Source organism: Adhaeretor mobilis, assembly GCF_007741515.1.
Lineage (GTDB): Bacteria > Planctomycetota > Planctomycetia > Pirellulales > Lacipirellulaceae > Adhaeretor > Adhaeretor mobilis.
On sequence record NZ_CP036263.1, the window covers coordinates 3721704 to 3739044 of the forward strand.

General features: G+C 55.9%; 17 protein-coding genes. 5 read left to right on the forward strand and 12 right to left on the reverse strand.

What is annotated here, in order from left to right; translation table 11 throughout:
• Positions 1-84 precede the first annotated feature (84 nt).
• Positions 85-798 carry a tetratricopeptide repeat protein gene (locus HG15A2_RS14685; RefSeq protein ID WP_145060942.1) on the reverse strand — a complete coding sequence of 238 codons (714 nt, stop codon included), beginning with the start codon at positions 796-798 and terminating at the stop codon, positions 85-87.
• Positions 799-942: 144 nt separating this feature from the next.
• On the opposite strand from HG15A2_RS14685, the gene HG15A2_RS14690 reads away from it, so the two are divergent.
• The gene (locus HG15A2_RS14690) at positions 943-2067 is read left to right on the forward strand and encodes a hypothetical protein (protein WP_145060943.1); all 1125 of its coding nucleotides are present in this window, start codon (positions 943-945) and stop codon (positions 2065-2067) included.
• On the opposite strand, the gene HG15A2_RS14695 is transcribed toward HG15A2_RS14690, so the two are convergent.
• The 4 genes from HG15A2_RS14695 to HG15A2_RS14710 form a co-directional block, all read right to left on the reverse strand.
• Entirely contained in the window at positions 2064-2366 is a 303-nt protein-coding gene (locus HG15A2_RS14695) for a polyhydroxyalkanoic acid system family protein (protein ID WP_218931983.1), read from the reverse strand. The genes HG15A2_RS14690 and HG15A2_RS14695 overlap by 4 nt on opposite strands.
• Positions 2367-2449: 83 nt before the next feature.
• Positions 2450-2665 carry a hypothetical protein gene (locus tag HG15A2_RS14700; RefSeq protein WP_246117747.1) on the reverse strand — a complete coding sequence of 72 codons (216 nt, stop codon included), beginning with the start codon at positions 2663-2665 and terminating at the stop codon, positions 2450-2452.
• 117 nt (positions 2666-2782) lie between these two features.
• On the reverse strand, positions 2783-3565 hold the full coding sequence (locus HG15A2_RS14705) for a (5-formylfuran-3-yl)methyl phosphate synthase (RefSeq protein WP_145060945.1): 783 nt from the start codon (positions 3563-3565) through the stop codon (positions 2783-2785).
• The gene (locus tag HG15A2_RS14710) at positions 3562-4143 is read right to left on the reverse strand and encodes a hypothetical protein (protein ID WP_145060946.1); all 582 of its coding nucleotides are present in this window, start codon (positions 4141-4143) and stop codon (positions 3562-3564) included. The genes HG15A2_RS14705 and HG15A2_RS14710 overlap by 4 nt, the downstream gene beginning before the upstream one ends.
• A 351-nt stretch (positions 4144-4494) precedes the next feature.
• Here HG15A2_RS14710 and HG15A2_RS14715 point away from each other — a divergent pair, with 351 nt between their 5' ends.
• Positions 4495-6057 (forward strand): sodium:proton antiporter, encoded by a 1563-nt coding sequence (locus tag HG15A2_RS14715; RefSeq protein ID WP_145060947.1) that lies wholly within the window; start codon positions 4495-4497, stop codon positions 6055-6057.
• 210 nt (positions 6058-6267) lie between these two features.
• Positions 6268-7458, forward strand: a complete 1191-nt coding sequence (locus HG15A2_RS14720) for a ribonuclease D (RefSeq protein ID WP_145060948.1) — start codon at positions 6268-6270, stop codon at positions 7456-7458.
• Between the two features lie 28 nt (positions 7459-7486).
• Here the strand turns inward: HG15A2_RS14720 and HG15A2_RS14725 are convergent, their stop codons facing one another.
• Positions 7487-7768: a hypothetical protein gene (locus tag HG15A2_RS14725; protein ID WP_145060949.1), complete on the reverse strand. Its 282-nt coding sequence runs from the start codon at positions 7766-7768 to the stop codon at positions 7487-7489.
• A gap of 448 nt (positions 7769-8216) precedes the next feature.
• Here HG15A2_RS14725 and HG15A2_RS14730 point away from each other — a divergent pair, with 448 nt between their 5' ends.
• Positions 8217-9050 carry a hypothetical protein gene (locus HG15A2_RS14730; protein ID WP_145060950.1) on the forward strand — a complete coding sequence of 278 codons (834 nt, stop codon included), beginning with the start codon at positions 8217-8219 and terminating at the stop codon, positions 9048-9050.
• An 86-nt stretch (positions 9051-9136) separates the two neighbouring features.
• Here HG15A2_RS14730 and HG15A2_RS14735 read toward each other — a convergent pair whose 3' ends face one another.
• Complete coding sequence (locus HG15A2_RS14735) at positions 9137-11701, reverse strand: COG1361 family protein (RefSeq protein WP_145060951.1); 2565 nt, start codon at positions 11699-11701, stop codon at positions 9137-9139.
• 117 nt (positions 11702-11818) lie between these two features.
• Complete coding sequence (gene bioB, locus HG15A2_RS14740) at positions 11819-12868, reverse strand: biotin synthase BioB (RefSeq protein WP_145060952.1); 1050 nt, start codon at positions 12866-12868, stop codon at positions 11819-11821.
• 209 nt (positions 12869-13077) lie between these two features.
• On the opposite strand from bioB, the gene HG15A2_RS14745 reads away from it, so the two are divergent.
• Complete coding sequence (locus tag HG15A2_RS14745; RefSeq protein ID WP_145060953.1) at positions 13078-13623, forward strand: PSP1 C-terminal domain-containing protein; 546 nt, start codon at positions 13078-13080, stop codon at positions 13621-13623.
• Positions 13624-13664: 41 nt separating this feature from the next.
• Here the strand turns inward: HG15A2_RS14745 and HG15A2_RS14750 are convergent, their stop codons facing one another.
• The 4 genes from HG15A2_RS14750 to leuC form a co-directional block, all read right to left on the reverse strand.
• Positions 13665-13997 carry a tetratricopeptide repeat protein gene (locus HG15A2_RS14750; RefSeq protein WP_145060954.1) on the reverse strand — a complete coding sequence of 111 codons (333 nt, stop codon included), beginning with the start codon at positions 13995-13997 and terminating at the stop codon, positions 13665-13667.
• A gap of 56 nt (positions 13998-14053) precedes the next feature.
• Positions 14054-15172: a hypothetical protein gene (locus tag HG15A2_RS14755; RefSeq protein WP_145060955.1), complete on the reverse strand. Its 1119-nt coding sequence runs from the start codon at positions 15170-15172 to the stop codon at positions 14054-14056.
• Positions 15173-15260: 88 nt separating this feature from the next.
• Positions 15261-15848: a 3-isopropylmalate dehydratase small subunit gene (gene leuD / locus HG15A2_RS14760; protein ID WP_145060956.1), complete on the reverse strand. Its 588-nt coding sequence runs from the start codon at positions 15846-15848 to the stop codon at positions 15261-15263.
• 60 nt (positions 15849-15908) lie between these two features.
• Entirely contained in the window at positions 15909-17318 is a 1410-nt protein-coding gene (leuC, locus tag HG15A2_RS14765; protein WP_145060957.1) for a 3-isopropylmalate dehydratase large subunit, read from the reverse strand.
• Positions 17319-17341 lie beyond the last annotated feature (23 nt).

Consider the following 17341-nt stretch of genomic DNA (forward strand, 5'->3'; position numbering starts at 1 on the left):
TTAGCAGCGAATCTCGATATTGCACGCGATTGGCAGCTTGCGGCTTAGCAGCGTCCCGAACCAGCGACCTCTTATGGGACAATCCTACTCAGGCTTGTCTTGCTTGAGCGTTCGTTGCAATCGAATCACCTGGGCACGGACTTCTTCCATGCTCGGGTTGAGCCGCAGCGTGCGGCGGAAGGACTCCAGAGCAGAAAGGAGGGATCCCTGCGAGAGATAAGCGTGCCCCATGATCGAGGCGGCTTGGAAGTGGTAGGCGTTGATTTCCAGCGCCTGGTTGCAATCACGAACCGCTGCTTCGTACTGTCCTAGTTGGTAGTACGCCGCGCCACGCTGATACCACGCTTGAGCGATCCAAGGAGTTTGCTGAATGAGCTTTGCGGCCAGCGTAGCAGCGCGGTCGTATTCACGATCGTCGAGCTGCTCTTCGATGGCCACCAGCATCCGTTGGTCGGCTGCTGTGCCGACGCGCATCCACAGACGACAGATTGCTTGCTCCGCGAGAGTACGTACTCCGCGATCAGAGTCGGCAAGCGCACAGCCAACGATGTTGTTCGCTGTGTAGTCGGCCAAGCGACCGAGCGCAAGAATAGCTGCCCGGCGGGAGGAGCGATGTCCCTCGAGAGCGATCCGCTGGAGCGTACCGACGAAGTAACGACGGGAAGTGAGACGCACGAACGCAGTCACGTCTTGATCGACGAGGTACTGCTCGTACCATTCCACCAGCAACGGACCTGGGTGATAATCGTCTTCCACGGGACTGCTCGATCGATTGAAAGGGTTGGTCGGTCTTTGCATTACAATAAGTGTGCCACTACCCTCGATTCTAATTGCAGGATTTTGACTCACAACGGAAAATAGAGAGAGCAGTCGAAGTTGCGTTACTTTCCCACGGTCTTCAAGAAAATGCTTGACATCCCTATGCCTAGAAGGTTGTGCAAAATGTGGCGTTTCCAATTTCTGGGCACGCTCGTTTTCATACTCTTCATGGGAATGGCTACAAACGGCCTTACGAAGCCCACGGCGGCTGCCCGTGAGCTTTCGCGACGGCTAAGCACGCGTGTGTCGCTCTTGTGGCAAGGGCAAGAACTGCGAACTGCCCTCAGACGGCTGGAAGAACGTCACGGCATTGCCATTTGGCTGGATCGTCGCGTAGACCCGAATCAGCAGTTTGACCTCACGATTAGTGACTCAATGCTGTACGAGGCACTCAAGGCGATTGCGAATAGCTGCGATGCGCGGGCAGTGTGTTTCGAATCGCTCGTGTACTTAGGCCCGCAGGAAACGGCCGAGGAATTAGCGACGCTCAACGAATTAGCCAGCAAGAGCCTGCTTCGCACCCCTGCAGGGCGTCCAAGGCGCTGGCTGGAAAACAGCAGCCCGGCGTGGGATACGCCAACCGAGCCTAAGCAACTGCTCGAAAGACTTGCTAGCGAATGTGGGGCGAATCTTTCCGGAGCAGAACTCCTACCGCACGACCTGTGGCATCCTAACAATTATCCCGCCATGCGGCGCATTCAGTGGGCAACGCTATTACTTGCTGGGTTCGATCTACAATGTCGGGTGGATTTGCGAACAGGAAATTTACTCATCGAGCAACTAGAGCGACCGGTAGTTATTCGTAAGAAATACGCCAGCAAGCCGAAACTACAAAGCTTGCTAGAGGAACATCCGCCGGCTTCACAGCGAATCATTGGTAATGAGCAAGTTGTCGCAGGCACGGTCGAATACCACCAGCGCCTGCAAGACTTGTTAGATGGCAAGCAACCAACGTCACGTTCAGAGCCGTCACGTTCTGAGATTGGCAACCAGCCTGCGAATGACCAGCTGAAGTTCACGCTTACGATTAAGAACCAGCCGGTTGGGGCAGTGCTCGATCAGATCGCAAAACAGTTGAAACTTGAAGTCGAGTGGGACGACGAGGCCGAGGCACGTCGCAACGAGCTGGTAAACTGCCAAGTCAAGGAGGTGCCGCTGGAAGGGTTAATGCGCGCGGTACTCGCTCCGGCTAAGCTGCAAGCAGTGAAAACGGACAGCGGCTATCGCGTAGAATCCGCTGGCGGCTAACTCACCAAACGACCGAGTTGCTCTTTCATCTCGGATTCGATCTTGCCTTTGAACATCGCAGCCGCGAAGGGCAGATTGCCGCTGACTTGCAATGCTTTGTCTTCGGCAGTGATATCGCCAGCGATCTTGATACCAAAGGTCTTGAAGCCGAAACTCAGCGTGTTGTCGTTCCAGGTCTGGTCAAGATCGCTGACCTGATCCTTGAACTTCGCCTGCATGGATTCGGTGAAGCGTTCTAGGCGAGATTTCGCTTCTTCTGCAGTGAGAGAGTGAGGAATCGTTATGTTGAATTTGGGCACGAAAGACTCGGTCGAGATAAATAGGGCGTGAAATTCTGCTCGCCACAGGGTCAATAACCCCAGCGCGAACGAGCCCGATGCGGTTAGGGCTCGGTGTCGTCTTGATTCGTGTCATCGTAGTCGATTCGGTCCGCCCCGTGCCAGAGCGGTAGTCCGGCTTTTACACGAGCTGCCATGACTTCCAGCTTCTCGTCGGAGCCGGGCATCGCCTTCGTGCTGTCGAAATGTTCCTCGGGAGTCGAGGCCGGCTCGTAGTTCCACTTGCCTTCTCTGATTGCGTCGAGAACCGAAGTCAGCACAGCAAACCTCCTGGTCGGTGTAGCGATGAGGCGAGCCGGGAGGCCTATTCCGGCAGGCGAATTGTAAAGCTAGCAGCTTCACGCACTTCCGCGAGTATCCGGGTTTTTACGCACGTGTCAAGAAAATTTGCCATTTCTAGTGCGAATGAGTCTGACAAATTTGCTGACCTTGCCCGCGTCGAGCGGCCCACTCCGCTCACCGCGGCAGACAGCTCCGCGGACGGCAATGAGATCGATCAGCTCCAACGGCAGCTGCGTAACGTCTGCGAATCGTAGTTTTCCGGCAACCACGGTCCGCATATTATGCGATTTTGCCTCGCTCAGAATTTGGGCAAGAACCTTTGTGGAAAGGTGGGAACTCAGCGGGCCCAATGATTTGTCGAAGGTGTCGATTAGTAACGTGCTGCCTGAGAATTCGCCAGCAAGGCCAAGGACCTCGCTCGGGGAAGGAGCCCGAGCCGCCACGTAGTCAGCATAGCAGACGGCTACCAGCCCCTTGCCGGCTGCTGCAAGTTGTGCTGCGGCGTTGAGCCATAACTTCTGCCAGTGGGGTATCTCGCTACAGCCTGCTAGTCCCAACTTCAGTAAGTCGACTCCTGTAATGTTGAGAAGTTCCTGCGCTGGCGAGTCGGGCCAATCCAGCAGTTCCCCAGCTGCGGCTGACACGGGTGCGCGATTGCCGACAAGATTCACCACTTCCTCAGCGATCGCTGAAGCGACCGCTCCAAGGGCGCCGCGGCTCGGCTCTTTGAGATCGATCCAATCGACGCCGCCGTCCAGCGTAACTTGTGCTTCCAAGGCATCGCGAACGCTAACAAGTAATTGCGTTTGCCTGGAAGATTCCAGCGATTTCGAATCGAAAGTGCTTGAAACGTTTGGGCTAGAATCGAGACGACTCATGTGCGAGCTGCATCTCCGCTGTCGACTGGCTTGCTCTGCTCTTGAGAACTCTTCTCCTGGGCAGCGTTAGCCTCAGAGACTTCGCGCAATCTGCGATTCAAGAAACGCAGCAGATCAGGCGTAAGCGGTTCGCACCAGGTACCTCGCACCGTGGCGTAACCTTCTTTCCAGTTGCCGAGCGCCTGCTTCACTTCCACCTCAGCCCACTCGGGTGCTTTTTGCGAGAGTCGGGCCACAAGGTTCACGGTCTCAGTGGATTTTCCGGCACCGACGGGCAAACTTGCCGGCCCCTGCCCAAGGAAAAAGGCCTCGACGTGTTCAACCGGAACGGCCACGGGCTGGCGGGCTCGCAGGTGGAATCGCACCTGGCCGGAGTCGTAGGAAATTCGAGGACGCCGCAACTGGCTTGCAAGACCGAACAGCATGATGAGCCCCAAAACAACCAAACATCCAGCAAGAATTTTTAGCAGGGTAGCGGAGAAAGTCAGCCACAGCAGTGCACCAATAACAGCCAGCAAACCAGCTGGGACCATAGCCAGGGTGAGCACGCGACGATTGGGCTGAAGCCAGGTTTCCATCAAGTCGTTCGTTTGATTGGTGCCGTTGAATTGCGTTCAGGGGCAGAAAACACCCCCGTGAGAGCCGGATTCTAGCGGATATCAGGGTGGTAATCGACCGGGCTCTCCCGCATGTTGCCAGATCTTAGCAGGGCAAGGCGTCCCGAACGGCATACGTGACCTACTTTACTCCAGGCAGTCCCTGTGGGTGCCTAGCCCCGCCGGTGGACGCTCCGCCAAGAATCTGCCTGCCGAAAGAGCGGCGTAGACGATCACCCAATCAATACGTAACCTTGGAACCTCGTAACGGCTTGAGCCTTGAGGGGCTCCGCCGTCAAAGGATATCGAGTTGTGGCAACGGACATACTAAGCATGAGCAGAACTGGCGAACGACGAGGTAGCGTGGTCGTTTGGGTCATTTTCGGACTCTTAATGGCTTATTGTGCCGCGCTGGTGGCAGGATTGCCGCAAAGCTGGACGGCCGAAGTGGTCGGTGCCCATGCCGAGCACACGGACATTGATCTCCACCCCGAGGCAAGCGACGCTGGCCATCACGCCGCCGAAGCCCCTCCCTATTGGACGGTCATACCATTTGTGGTTCTGCTAGGTTGCATCGCGGTACTGCCTCTGATGCACAAGACGGAGCATTGGTGGGAAGAGAACATCAATCGCTTCAAAGTCGCCGTCGGGCTGGGCATCGTGACGCTCAGCTACTACGCCTTCCTGCATCACTCGCCCGTGGAAGCTCACTGGCCAGCGCATCATACACTCGAAGCAACTGATTCGGCCGTGCAAATAGGCTTTGTGGGTGCCGTGCTGTCCAACGCGATTCTTCAAGAATACATTCCGTTTATCGTACTGCTGTTTAGCCTCTATACCATCGCTGGTGGCATCCGTATTGAGGGCGACCTGCAAGCCAACCCGCTGACCAATGCGTCGTTCATGGCGGCCGGTGGACTGCTGGCGAGCTTTATCGGCACCACGGGGGCGGCTATGCTGCTGATTCGGCCGCTGCTGGAAACCAACAAAGAACGCAACCACGTGTCGCACACTGTGGTGTTCTTTATCTTTGTCGTTTGCAATTGTGGCGGCTGCTTGCTACCGATTGGCGATCCGCCCTTGTTCCTCGGCTATTTGGCAGGCGTCAGCTTTTTATGGACGCTTTCCTTGTGGCCACAATTCTTGCTGGTCAATGGCCTCCTGCTGGCGACCTACTGCCTTGTTGACCAACTCCACTTCTATCGCAAGGAAACCGTCTCTGATATCCAACGCGACGTCACCCAGACCCGGCGACTACGTATCAGCGGCTGGAGACTCAACGTCCCGTTGCTGTTAGGCGTAGTGTTTGCCGTGGCCCTGTTAGATCCCAGCAAAGCGTTGCCGAGCACGCACTGGCATTCTTGGATGTATCTCCGTGAGATGGTGCAGTTGGGGCTCGTCGGCATTTCCCTGTACTTTGGCTCCAAGCAAATCCGCCAGCTCAATCAATTCAATTACGATGCAATCGTCGAGGTCGCTGCATTGTTCATCGGCATCTTCATCTGCATGCAACCGGCCCTGCAAATCTTAGGTGTTATGGGCAGCCAGCTTGTCGAGAAATGGAACATGGGCCCGCAAGAATTCTTCTGGGCGACCGGCGGGCTGTCAGCATTCTTGGATAATGCACCAACGTACCTAGTGTTCTTCCAAACAGCGAAGGAACCAGGACTGGTCGGTAATACCGGCGGAGTGCCTGAGCCCATTCTGATAGCCATTTCCATGGGGGCCGTATTCATGGGGGCGATGACCTATATCGGCAACGGGCCGAATTTCATGGTCAAGGCGATCGCAGAGAAATCGGGCGTCAAGATGCCCAGTTTCTTTGGCTACATGGTTTACAGCTGCCTGGTTCTATTGCCGATCCTCGCCTTCACGACTTGGCAATTCATCGAGTAATAGAAGCCGAAGCTTGCAGCCTACCTGTACGGCAGAACTTTTCTAACCACAAAGCGAGCGATCTCTTTGTGATCTCTGTGGTTCTATTACTTTTTGCCCAAATACGTTGTCTTCGTGGTCAGCAGGGGTCATTGGTGAAAACAAGCTGGCATCGTAGAATGGCGAAAGTTTTCTAATTGACTTCCACTGACCTGACCGATCGCCAGCGCTTTGCCTGAATCAACTACCACTAAGCCGATAATACAGCAATCTGACCTCGAAGCCCTTTGCGAGCGTGTGGCGAAGTCGCCACTGATCGGAATTGACACGGAGTTCGTCTCCGAGCATACGTTTTATCCCGAGCTATGTCTGATCCAAGTCGCCACGGCCGACGAAATGGCCGTCATCGACCCGCAAGAAGTCGATGTCATGCCCTTCTGGGAGATGCTGACTGAAGGCAAGCACACCACGATTCTTCATGCCGGACGTGAGGAGTTCAACTTCATCCTGCGTGCCGTTGGCAAGCTGCCGCACGATGTGTTCGACGTACAAATCGCCGCCGGCTTGTGCAGCAACGAGTATCCAGGTGCCTACGGTTCGGTCGTCAACAGGTTCCTCAATCACAAGCCTCGCAAAGGGGAGCAACGCACCGATTGGCGGAAACGGCCACTCACTGATGCCCAGATCGATTATGCCTTGGAAGATGTGCGCTATCTCCTTTCGCTGCGGGAGAAATTGATCGAGTTGCTAGAAAGCCGCAACCGCCTCAGCTGGTTTGAAGCGGAGATGGCAAGCTGGTCGCAAAAGGTGGTCGATGCACAAGACCGTCGCGATTGGCGCAGGACCTCCGGCATTGGCAAGCTAAACTCCACGGGGCTCGCCATCGTGCGCGAGCTATGGAACTGGCGGCACGAAGAAGCTAAGCAACTCGACCAGCCTCAGAAGCGAATCCTACGCGACGACTTGATGGTCGAAATTGCCAACCGCAAGACGGACAATCCCGAGCGTATTCTCGGCATCCGCGGTTTACAAAAAGGACTGCTCAAGCGCAAAGTCGATGAGCTAGCCGCGTGCGTTCGCCGCGGCATCGAATCGCCTGAGAAACGCAACTCCAAAGGCCGCCGTCGCGAGCTGCCGTCGCAGCTGAATCTGCTGGGTCAGTTCCTCACGCCCGCCATGACCACCATCTGCCGCAAGGCGGAGGTCGCCGCCAGCATGGTCGGCACAGCCAGCGACTTTCGCGAGTTCATTGCCCATCGCATGGGCTATGCCGAAGGGGATGAGATGCCAAAGCTCTCCCAAGGCTGGCGTGGCGAGTTGGTCGGCAATCTGATTGACGACTTGCTCAACGGCAAGAAGTCGATCCGGATTGAGAACCTGCGCGATGAGGACCCACTGGTGTTTGATGAGCACGTGGGTTGAAAACCGCTAGGAACTAATTTAATTTCGGCTAAGCCGCAATCGGCAGTCCCTGCTCTACCGCTACGCTACCCGAGTACGCTGTGCTGGCGTCTTCCCAGCGGCGTTCATCCGGCAAGCACCGGGTGGTTTCCTCAGTGGCCAACTTCGTGCCGAGGTCTGTGCAGCCGACTTTTGCCCGGAAGACGTGCGTCCCCGGTTTTGAAGCCGCAGCGTGGATTTCCAACACAATCTCAGAAATGGTGTCAAGCGTGTTGATGGATTGGGACGAGCCCCAACTGCCTCGAAAGGAATGCTGGGCAATTCTTCTCAACCCGTGGATTCCTGAGGGCTCGCTTCGGAGCAAAGTAAGGCGGTATCAGGCGTTTAAAACCCGCCTTTACTGGCTCTAAAGGGTACATGGGGTCTCACTCAAGGTATCGTCGGTGGAGGCCGAAGTTAAGTTTAAGAGACCCGTAAGTGAAAGCTACGGAGTTTCTTCAAGGGAAAGACTGAACGAGCACCGGCAGAGCCGACGGGTTTGAGGGGGCGTGAGCTGACGGCTGAATTCCTCCGCTCACGAATTAATAGCCCCGGGATTTATCGCGGGATCTTCGGGGTTAGCGAACAATCGGCTGCCCAATACGGATAGCGAGCAGCGAAACGTTGCCGTGACCGAAATTATCCGCGGTACATTTCGCCCTCGGTAGTGATCCATCGGTAAAACCCCCGTCTGGCTCGGTCGATTACCATCTCTACCTTCCATTCCTCGAAGTGAATCAATGAAAATCGAATCGGCAAACGCTAGCATCGAAACGTTCTCCGATAAACGCGTTCGACTGGGCCACGACGTTCAAAACATTTTCAGTCAGGTCTTAGAAGCGGTTGGCCGCGAAGGCTATCAATCCGCCGAAGCCACTGCGACCGAAGAGCCGTTGACGGAGCAAATCGCTCAATCGGTTTCCAATTGGTTCGACTTGGAATTGAGCGGTCGGTACTCGTCGGTTGAAAACCGCCACCAATTGGAGCAGTCGTTCGGCGAACTTGTTGTGCGGGCTCATAGCGAAGGCGGCTACATCGATCCCAAGACCTTCTTGAATAACCTTACCAGCGATGAACTGGGCGTGGTTCAAGAAGTCAATTTTTTAGCCAAACCGATCCAGGTGGACTCGCTGACTGAAGAAGGGGCGTTGAACCTATTGATTCCGCCGCCGGCTCAGGTCGATTTGAATCGCGATGGCTTGACCCAAACGGGAATTGGCTATGGCATTCGCTTTCCTGACAGCTCAACGCCCGCCAATGTTGTCAGGGCCTGGGATGCAGCGACCCAAGGAATGACGTTCGAGGAAAAAGGGTTGCGTGAGTTGCAGATGGTCTTGCCGGTTCTGTTGGCGAATATTGTCACCGACGAGAACGGTGCCTACGTGCGTCATTATGATCCGGGCGATCCCGAGTGGGTGAATCCTATGGCTGTTGCCGGCTACTCTTATTCAAAAGTCTCGCAGGATCAGCTGGATTCGTTAAACTACTTTCGAAGCCAAATGAATCCACTCCGGTACGATGAGGGCATACAGTTTTGGAGCAGCTTCCAAGAACGCTTGAGTGCAAACGAATAGCGAAAACAATGTTGCAATCCTGGCCAATTGCTTGATGGTCGCTTCGCGAGACTCGGCCAGCAGTGGCACTCGCCAGCCTTCTCGCTCTACCGCTTCGCTTCGCTACCCGAGTAAGCTGTGCTGGCGTCTTCCCAGCGGCGTTCGTCTTTGAAGAACCGTGTGGTTTCTTCGGCGGCCAGCTTAATGTCGAGGTCCGGGCAGCCCACTTCCGCTCGGAATACGTGCGTGCCTGGCTGGGCGGCGCTGGCCTTGATCTTGAGCGTGAGCTCGCGACCAGCTGACAGGGTCTTGATCGTCTGGAACGAAACGCGACCGTCGCGGATGGAGTGCTGAGCACCTTCCACCGAGATTGGCTCGATGCCGGCAGAAAACAGTGCCGTTACATTCACATCATGAGCTGCGGTGGTGCCGCGATTCACAACGCGAATCTCATACTCCGCGGGCTCGCCCACGGGCAGAGGACCACGAGGGTCGGAGACGTGGAGTTTCAAGTCAGCCAGCGCAACGACATTCGTGATAATGGTTTCCTTGTCGCGAAGTTCTGCGTTAGCGGTTTCCGCAACGACGACGATCTTATTGTCGCCACCGGCGGAAAGCTGGCAACGCAACTGCAGGAAACGTTCCTGTCCTGGAGCAAGTGCTGGCGCCTTCCAGGAAACCTGTTTGCCATCAACGGTCTTACGGCCACCTTCGCTCGCGGAGACAAACTCACCACCTTCGGGCAAGTCAAGCTTCACGTCGAAAGGCTCCGTCGCAGCGGTGCCCGGATTGCGCACGCGGAAGTAGTACGTAGCAACGGTGCCTGAGTACTTTTTCTCTGGACCACGCCAATCGATTTCCAGTTCCGGCTTGCGGCAGAGAACGTTCTTTATCGTCTCGGCCGAAAGATCGCCGGCTGCAACAGCGGCGGCTTGCACGGTGAGCTCGCCCGCATCGCGGGCGGTAAGCTCCAATTCCAATTCCTTCGACTCACCAGGGGCGAGGATGCCCACCTTGTGATTGATGACTTCATCGACACCGCCACCAGGAGGAGTCAGCTGGATGGCGACATCTTCTGCGGAGCCCGTACCCGGGTTACTGATTGTAAGCGTGTAGAGTTGCGGACGACCGAAAAGCACATCGCTTGGTCCGGCGAGAATGAGTGCCAGCTTCGGCTCTTGCACCTCGACCATCGCCTGAGCGCCAACCGGGGCGTGCTTCCAATGAACGCCCAGTTGCAGCGGGCGGCCGGCACGTGGAATTAAGCGCAATTCGAGCGTTTGTTGCGAACGCCCGGCAAGATCGTGCAGACGCCACTCGATCTGGCGGGTTTCATCGGCGAGGCTCGCCTTTTCGGAACGCTCAATAATGCCGCTCGAAGAGGTAGCATCGACGACGTCAGCCCAGATGGGCACCTCAACCGTAGCGGTGACTTTCTCAGCAGACGTTTCGCCCGAGTTCTTCAAGACAACGCGATAGGTCGATTCGCGACCAACGACGATGCGACGTGGACCTTCTACATACGACTGAATAATAGGCTGGCTGTAGCTCAGAAGTACGTTATCTTGGCGGACTGGGTTGTCCAACGAGGTATTCGAACTGGCTTGGACTGGTAGTGCTGACGTGCCTGACGACACAGGCACAGATTCCGTGAATACAGGCTCGACGCGCTCAGCAAAAGCCTCTTGAGCTTCGCTGGTGGAGGAATCTGCCAGGTCGGTAACTGAACCTTCCGTGGGAAGGATTTCTTCAGCATTGGTTTCTTTTGTTTCGGCAGATGCTCTATGCGTCTCAACAGTGATTGGCACTGCAATGGGAGTAGGCATCGCTGCGGTAAGTGCCTCTTCCACCGCAGTTTCTGCGCCGATAGGCTCTGGGCTAGCGGTAGGTCCAGGGATGACGTCAAGCTTTTCACGGGAAATGGTGCCGAGGCTCTCGCTGATGGCGGTATCTACGTTCGGCAGTTCAGGCTTGGCTGATGGAGTTGCTTCTTTGGTCAGCTCTGCAGGAGCCAAAGCACCGTGCAGATCGAACGGGTTACTACGAGTACTCCTAGTTGCGGATTTCTTAGTTGCTGAATTTGCAGCTGTTTTGATCGTGCTTACTGGCTCGGGTTCTTCCTCGGCAACGAGCCCTTGGAGATAACTGGGAAGCTCTTCCCGGCCGGAAGCTGCTGGTGGCTGTGAAATATCGCCGCCGGCTGGAGCGAACAAGTCAGACAGCGCTTCGTCGAGTTCATCCTTGCGACTACCGAACATGGGAGAACGCCGCGTGTCGATCGCAACTGGCTCCGCGGCCGGTTTGGTGATAGGTGCTACCACTCTGGCGCTGACTTGTGATCGCGGATTGACCGAAATGTCTTCAGTGATGACTCTCGGTTGCTTTTGCGAAGCCGTTGCAGGACGCTTCAAGTCGGCCGGATCGTACGGCATAGGCGGACGTGAATTTCCCTGCTCCTGACCATTGCCGCCACCGAAGAGGCCGCTCGCCGAGAGTTTCGAATTGCTAGCGGCTGGTTTCTCATCGTCGCGACGGAAAACATCGCGAAAAGAGCTCAGCCGTGAAGCAAGCGAGGGCCGCCGCGTCTTCGAGTTCGAAGCGTTTTGGGCTTGGCAGGGCACCGCCGTGCAAAGGCTTAGTAACAGCAAACCGACTATTGATTGACGCAACATTAGAGCGCATCCCTAGAAAGCAGATAAGAGAGGGGGGTTCTATCTGCTTATCGGTCAGTAGGGTTGCGGTGATTGAGCCGATCGCTCGAAATATTTCGGTTTCGTGGAGTGGGCAATCTAGCTGCTTTGGATTGCCTCTGCTTCGACAGAGCCAGTGACCTCGAAACCTAGATCGCGGATGAGGGCGTAGTCCTCCTCAGGGATTTGCCCCTGAGTGGTCAGGTAGTCGCCTACAAAGATGGAGTTGGCCGCGTAGAGGCCCATGGCCTGCAAGCTTCGCAAGTGAATCTCGCGGCCGCCCGCGATGCGAATTTCCCGATCGGGATTCACAAAGCGAAACATTGCTAGCACTTTCAGGCAATAGTTGGGCGTAAGCTCGTCTTGCCCGGAGAGCGGCGTACCTTCAATCGGGTTGAGAAAGTTTACGGGTATCGACTCCACGCCCAAGTCACGCAGCTCGATGGCCATCGACACAACGTCCGCCGGCTGCTCGCCCATGCCTACGATTCCGCCGGAGCAAAGCTCCATACCAGCACCACGAACCGCCTTCAAAGTGTCGACGCGATCAGCAAAAGTGTGAGTCGAGCAGATTTCGCTGTAAAACTCCTCGCCCGTGTTCAAGTTGTGGTTCACGCGATTTACGCCGCACGCCGCCAATCGTTCAGCCTGATCGGGAGTGAGCAAGCCGAGACATGCACAAATATCCAGGCCGTACTGCTGCTTCACTTCGGGCACGATTTGCTCGACTGCTTGGATCTCACGTTCCGTGGGACCACGAGCAGAAATTACGATGCAATAGGTCTTCGCACCTCGCTCAGCAGCCACCTTGGCACCATCCAGCAGTTGCTTGCGGTTGAGTAGGTTGTACTTAGGAATCTCCGCGTCGGAAATCTTCGATTGCGAGCAATAGCCGCAATCCTCAGGGCAGAGGCCGCTCTTGGCGTTCATGAGGAAATAGAGCTGCACCGTCTTGCCAAAGTAGTGCTTGCGAAGCTCAAAGGCTCCCGCGATTAGTGCGGGTACTTGCTCATCTGGCGCCGCCAGGATCGCCATTGCCTCCTCGCGGGATAGTTGGTGCCCTTCGAGAACTCGGCTCGCAAGCTGGTTCCAATCTTGGTTCACTTGATGCTCTGCGGTCGAATTGTTCGTTTCGGTGGTGATCGACATAAAAAATTGCTTCTATCACTTCGTGGTTTATTGGATCCAGAGTGCCTGCTGCATGGGCTCCAATTGTACTATCCGTTAGCCATCGAGCTACGCCTCGACCGGTAAACGCCACAATTCTCGCTAGGCAATGGCACTTGAAACAGCAAGAATAAGGGCTCCACCGCTATTATTGCACTACTAAATCGCTGATTCAAATCGCTGATTCTTCAATGGCTCACCACTTCGTCCGCTACGGCTTGCTCGGCAACGTTGGTTGCTTTGTGGCAGTTGATGCGCTGCTGTACCCACGCGGGAAACGGGTGATCATCCGTAGCCCACGAGGCTTGGAAGTGGGCGAAGTGCTCAGCCAAACCGAAAAGTCGATGGAAGCCAGGGGGACTGACGGGCAAATTCTTCGGCCTATGGGCGTGGAAGACGATCTTCTAGAAGCACGACTCAACAAGCATCGCCACGCCGCTTTCGAGGCATGCAGCACCTTACTGGCGAAAAACCAGATCGAAGCCACGCTGATGGATGTCGAACATTTGTTCGACGGGCAGGGGCTGTTCTTTTACTTCTTTGGCGATCCGCCTGCGGCTGCCAAGAGCCTCACCCAGGAATTGGCAGCCACATACGAAACGAGCGTCGAGTTTCGCAAGTTCAGTGAAACGCTCGCGGAAGGTTGCGGCCCAGGTTGCGGCACTGAGGAAGCAATGGGGCAGGGGGGTTGCGCGAGCTGCACTTCGTGCGCTGTGGCCAGTGCTTGTAAGAAGTAATTGCCCCACAAGAAGTGCGCAGGTCTGGCATCCTCAGCGATTCACACGTCGCGTTGTTCTTCTGCGGAACCCAACGATGCGAGGAATTCGCTCATCTCACCCGCGGCGTGAGAGTCTTCTTGGATGCGAGCCGCTTCGATACCATCGCGCAGCACACTGCGGGCATCGCTGGTACGTCCTAGTCGTGCCAGTTGCTGGCCCATCATGAAGAACGCTGGTACGTAAGCGGGCTCCTCGCGAGTAAGCTCGACAAGATTGGAGAGGCTCGCATCGTGTTCACCTTCCTTGTCTTGCTCCATGGCTAAGCTGTACCGTAGAAAAATATCACCCGGCTCTTCGGCGAGCATGGCTTCGATCTTTTCACGTCGTGACATATTCTTGGTTCCTTTTTGCTTTGAGCACGTTAGTCGCAATTGAAAAACGCTGGTGGCTAAAACTCGCCAGTGACTTTGAGTATGGAGCCAGCGTTTTGGTCTTCTGAGGCTGCTCCATAAGCAGTGACGAAAAGCTGGTCGGTGTCAACAAACAGTAGCGAACTAGGTCGCGGCACGGAGCAAATCTTTACGGCACGGCAGGTCTGTTTTCCTTCGACCAGATGTTCGTCCAATCGGTAGACGCCGCCGGCCTGCTCGTCGTCCCAGGCCATGTCGGCCGCGTAGAGTTGCCCCGTGGGACTAAACGCCAGGGCGGAAATGTCTTGCAAGCCCGTATCCAAAGCAAGTGCTAAGCGGCCACTGTGGGGACTGTAAAAAGCGAGGCGGCTATCGCGGAGAGCTTCTTCGCCCGCCTCAGCACCAAGTCGCCCACATAGGCCAACCACTAAGTAGCCGCGGTCGCTTTCGACAAGATTCAGCGTTGCAGCGAGCGGCGTTTCGCACTGATTGGTTTCTCGTGTGGCGATAAACGGCTGCAGGTCGGAGGCGCGATTTTTGGCGATGGACGCCTTCAATAGCCAGCCGTGCCTAGAATCGCCGCTGGAAGTGGCGAACAGGGCAACGTCGGGCTTGGCGACCAGCGAAAAAAAGCCTCCTTCGCCTGTCATGCTGCGATTGCTCTCGCCAATTGGCCCCAGAACATAGTCAGACCTCTGAGAGCCAATCGGAGCTGCCGGCTCGTCTTGTGTAGTCGTAGGTAGATCGTATACGAGCATCTCGTCTTGCCCGCTGCCCGATCCACCACATCCGACCACAAGCTTACTTTTCTTCAGGAAAGCTAAGCCAAGGGGACCAACGGCTAAGTTCTCATCCAATGCCCAAGGGCCAACGGAAAATCCCTCTATTTGATCCGCAATCGCTTCTGGCGAATTGGTGCGAAAGCTGCAAACTTTGCCCGCACCACTCTCTGAAAAGAAGACTTCACTTCCTGCAGCAGCTGTGGAGCCCGGTCGCTCAACCAAGCCGCAAGGGTTGCTGAGCCCTTCTGCGACTACGGTGACCTTAAAACGTTCCGACTCATCATCAGTCTGCTGAGCCACGGCAGTGGTGAAGGCGAAGCAGCCGAAGTACATTAGAGCTGTAGCAAGAGAGACGAATTGCCAACTTGTGAGCATGGTTTCCGTTCCCCTTAGTCCAGACTGGACTCCTAGTTCGCTGTCGCTCGGTCGGAATGACATGAAATCACGTTGACAACGCTGACAACTAAGCGCGGGCTGCTTCAAAGGCATCAATCTTATCAACTTGTTCAAGCGTAAGCGCGATGTCATCGAGGCCATTCATAAGGCAATGGCGACGGAACGGCTCGACCTCAAAGCTTGCTGTGAAGCCATGTTCGTCGGTAAGCGTTTGCTTCTCAAGATCGGCCGTAAGCTGATATCCTTCATGCTTCGCGGCTCGCTGAAAAAGCTCCTCGATTTGCTCTTCGCTGAGCGGAATAGGGAGCAGACCGTTCTTGAAACAGTTGTTGTAGAAGATGTCAGCAAAGCTCGGCGCCACGATTACGCGGAAACCATAGTCCTCCAGAGCCCACGGGGCGTGTTCGCGACTCGAACCGGAGCCAAAATTACGGCGAGTGAGCAATATGCTGGCACCGGCAGCCTCGGGCCGATTTAGCTCGAAGGCCATATTCAAGGTGCCGTCGTCGCGGCGGGCCCAGTCCCAGAACAGGAACTCACCGAAGCCGGTTCGCTCAATTCGTTTGAGAAACTGCTTAGGAATGATTTGGTCGGTATCGACGTTGGCACGGTCGAGCGAAACGACTTTGCCGGCGTGAGTTGTGAAAGCGTTCATAGCGAAAGTGGAAATACGAAAGGGGAGAGGGAATTATTGAGATGCGGACCGGAGGAGAGCTTAGTTCCATTCCCGGACGTCAACAAAGTGACCGGCCACGGCGGCGGCGGCGGCCATTTCGGGAGACACAAGGTGCGTTCTACCGCCTTTGCCTTGTCGGCCTTCGAAGTTGCGATTGCTGGTCGAAGCACAGCGCTCACCCGGATCGAGTTTGTCAGGGTTCATCGCTAGGCACATGCTGCAGCCGGCTTCACGCCAGTCGAAGCCTGCCTCCTTGAACACTTGGTCGAGGCCTTCCTCTTCTGCCTGCTTTTTTACCTGGCCGCTACCAGGCACGACCATGGCACTCACGCTGCCGGCAACCTTGTGGCCCTTGGCTACCGCAGCAGCGGCACGCAGGTCTTCGATGCGTGCATTCGTACAAGAGCCAATAAATACTCGGTCGAGCTTAATATCGGTAAGCGACTCGCCACCGTTGAGGCCCATGTATTCGAGAGCCAGCGCAGTGGTTTTTTGCTCCGTCTCGTCGGAAAATTCCGCTGGCATGGGAACCTTCTTGTCGACCGAAGTGACTTGCCCAGGGTTAGTTCCCCAGGTGATTTGCGGGGCAATGTTGGCAGCGTCGTATACGAGCGACTTGTCGTAAGTGGCGCCCTCGTCGCTAGGCAACTTACGCCACTTGGCGACGGCTGCGTCGAAGTCCGCCGGGACGAACTCGCGACCTTTCAGGTATTCATAGGTCACTTCGTCGGGCGCGATCATCCCGGCGCGAGCACCCGCTTCGATCGACATATTGCAAACCGTCATGCGGTTTTCCATGGTTAACGCACGAATCGCTTCGCCTGTGTACTCCACACAATAACCGGTGCCGCCGCTCGTGCTGATTTGACCAATTAGATAGAGCACAATGTCCTTAGCCGTAACACCGCGACCAACTTGGCCGTCAACGCGTAGTTCGAGCGTCTTCGGCTTGTATTGCAGCAGCGTCTGCGTGGCGAGCACGTGCTCGACTTCGCTGGTGCCAATCCCAAACGCAAGCGCTCCAAAAGCACCGTGTGTAGAAGTGTGGCTATCGCCGCACACGATGGTCATGCCGGGCTGCGTGTAACCCATTTCGGGGCCGATCACGTGGACAATGCCTTGGCGAACGTCATTGAGGTCGTAGTACTTAACGCCGAACTCTTTGCAGTTGTTGCTGAGCGTGTCGATCTGTTGTTTGGAGATCGGATCGAGGATCGGCAAGCTGCGATCGCTCGTCGGCACATTGTGATCTGCCGTGGCGATTGTTAGCTCAGGCCGGCGAACTTGGCGGCCGGCAAGGCGGAGCCCCTCAAACGCCTGCGGGCTGGTCACTTCATGCACGAGGTGCAGATCGATGTAGAGAATCGTCTGCCGACCCTCTTCCGCGTGGACAACGTGGTTATCCCAGAGTTTCTCAAACAGTGTGCGGGGATGAGCGGCTTCTGACATATCGAATCTACCTTCTAACTTGA

What these genes read in the sequence shown, in the direction of transcription:
- HG15A2_RS14685 (WP_145060942.1), bottom strand. Translation starts at nt 798, where the DNA reads ATGCAAAGACCGACCAACCCTTTCAATCGATCGAGCAGTCCCGTGGAA.
- HG15A2_RS14690 (WP_145060943.1), top strand. Translation starts at nt 943, where the DNA reads ATGTGGCGTTTCCAATTTCTGGGCACGCTCGTTTTCATACTCTTCATG.
- HG15A2_RS14705 (WP_145060945.1), bottom strand. Translation starts at nt 3,565, where the DNA reads ATGAGTCGTCTCGATTCTAGCCCAAACGTTTCAAGCACTTTCGATTCG.
- HG15A2_RS14710 (WP_145060946.1), bottom strand. Translation starts at nt 4,143, where the DNA reads ATGGAAACCTGGCTTCAGCCCAATCGTCGCGTGCTCACCCTGGCTATG.
- HG15A2_RS14715 (WP_145060947.1), top strand. Translation starts at nt 4,495, where the DNA reads ATGAGCAGAACTGGCGAACGACGAGGTAGCGTGGTCGTTTGGGTCATT.
- HG15A2_RS14730 (WP_145060950.1), top strand. Translation starts at nt 8,217, where the DNA reads ATGAAAATCGAATCGGCAAACGCTAGCATCGAAACGTTCTCCGATAAA.
- HG15A2_RS14735 (WP_145060951.1), bottom strand. Translation starts at nt 11,701, where the DNA reads ATGTTGCGTCAATCAATAGTCGGTTTGCTGTTACTAAGCCTTTGCACG.
- bioB (WP_145060952.1), bottom strand. Translation starts at nt 12,868, where the DNA reads ATGTCGATCACCACCGAAACGAACAATTCGACCGCAGAGCATCAAGTG.
- HG15A2_RS14745 (WP_145060953.1), top strand. Translation starts at nt 13,078, where the DNA reads ATGGCTCACCACTTCGTCCGCTACGGCTTGCTCGGCAACGTTGGTTGC.
- HG15A2_RS14750 (WP_145060954.1), bottom strand. Translation starts at nt 13,997, where the DNA reads ATGTCACGACGTGAAAAGATCGAAGCCATGCTCGCCGAAGAGCCGGGT.
- HG15A2_RS14755 (WP_145060955.1), bottom strand. Translation starts at nt 15,172, where the DNA reads ATGCTCACAAGTTGGCAATTCGTCTCTCTTGCTACAGCTCTAATGTAC.
- leuD (WP_145060956.1), bottom strand. Translation starts at nt 15,848, where the DNA reads ATGAACGCTTTCACAACTCACGCCGGCAAAGTCGTTTCGCTCGACCGT.
- leuC (WP_145060957.1), bottom strand. Translation starts at nt 17,318, where the DNA reads ATGTCAGAAGCCGCTCATCCCCGCACACTGTTTGAGAAACTCTGGGAT.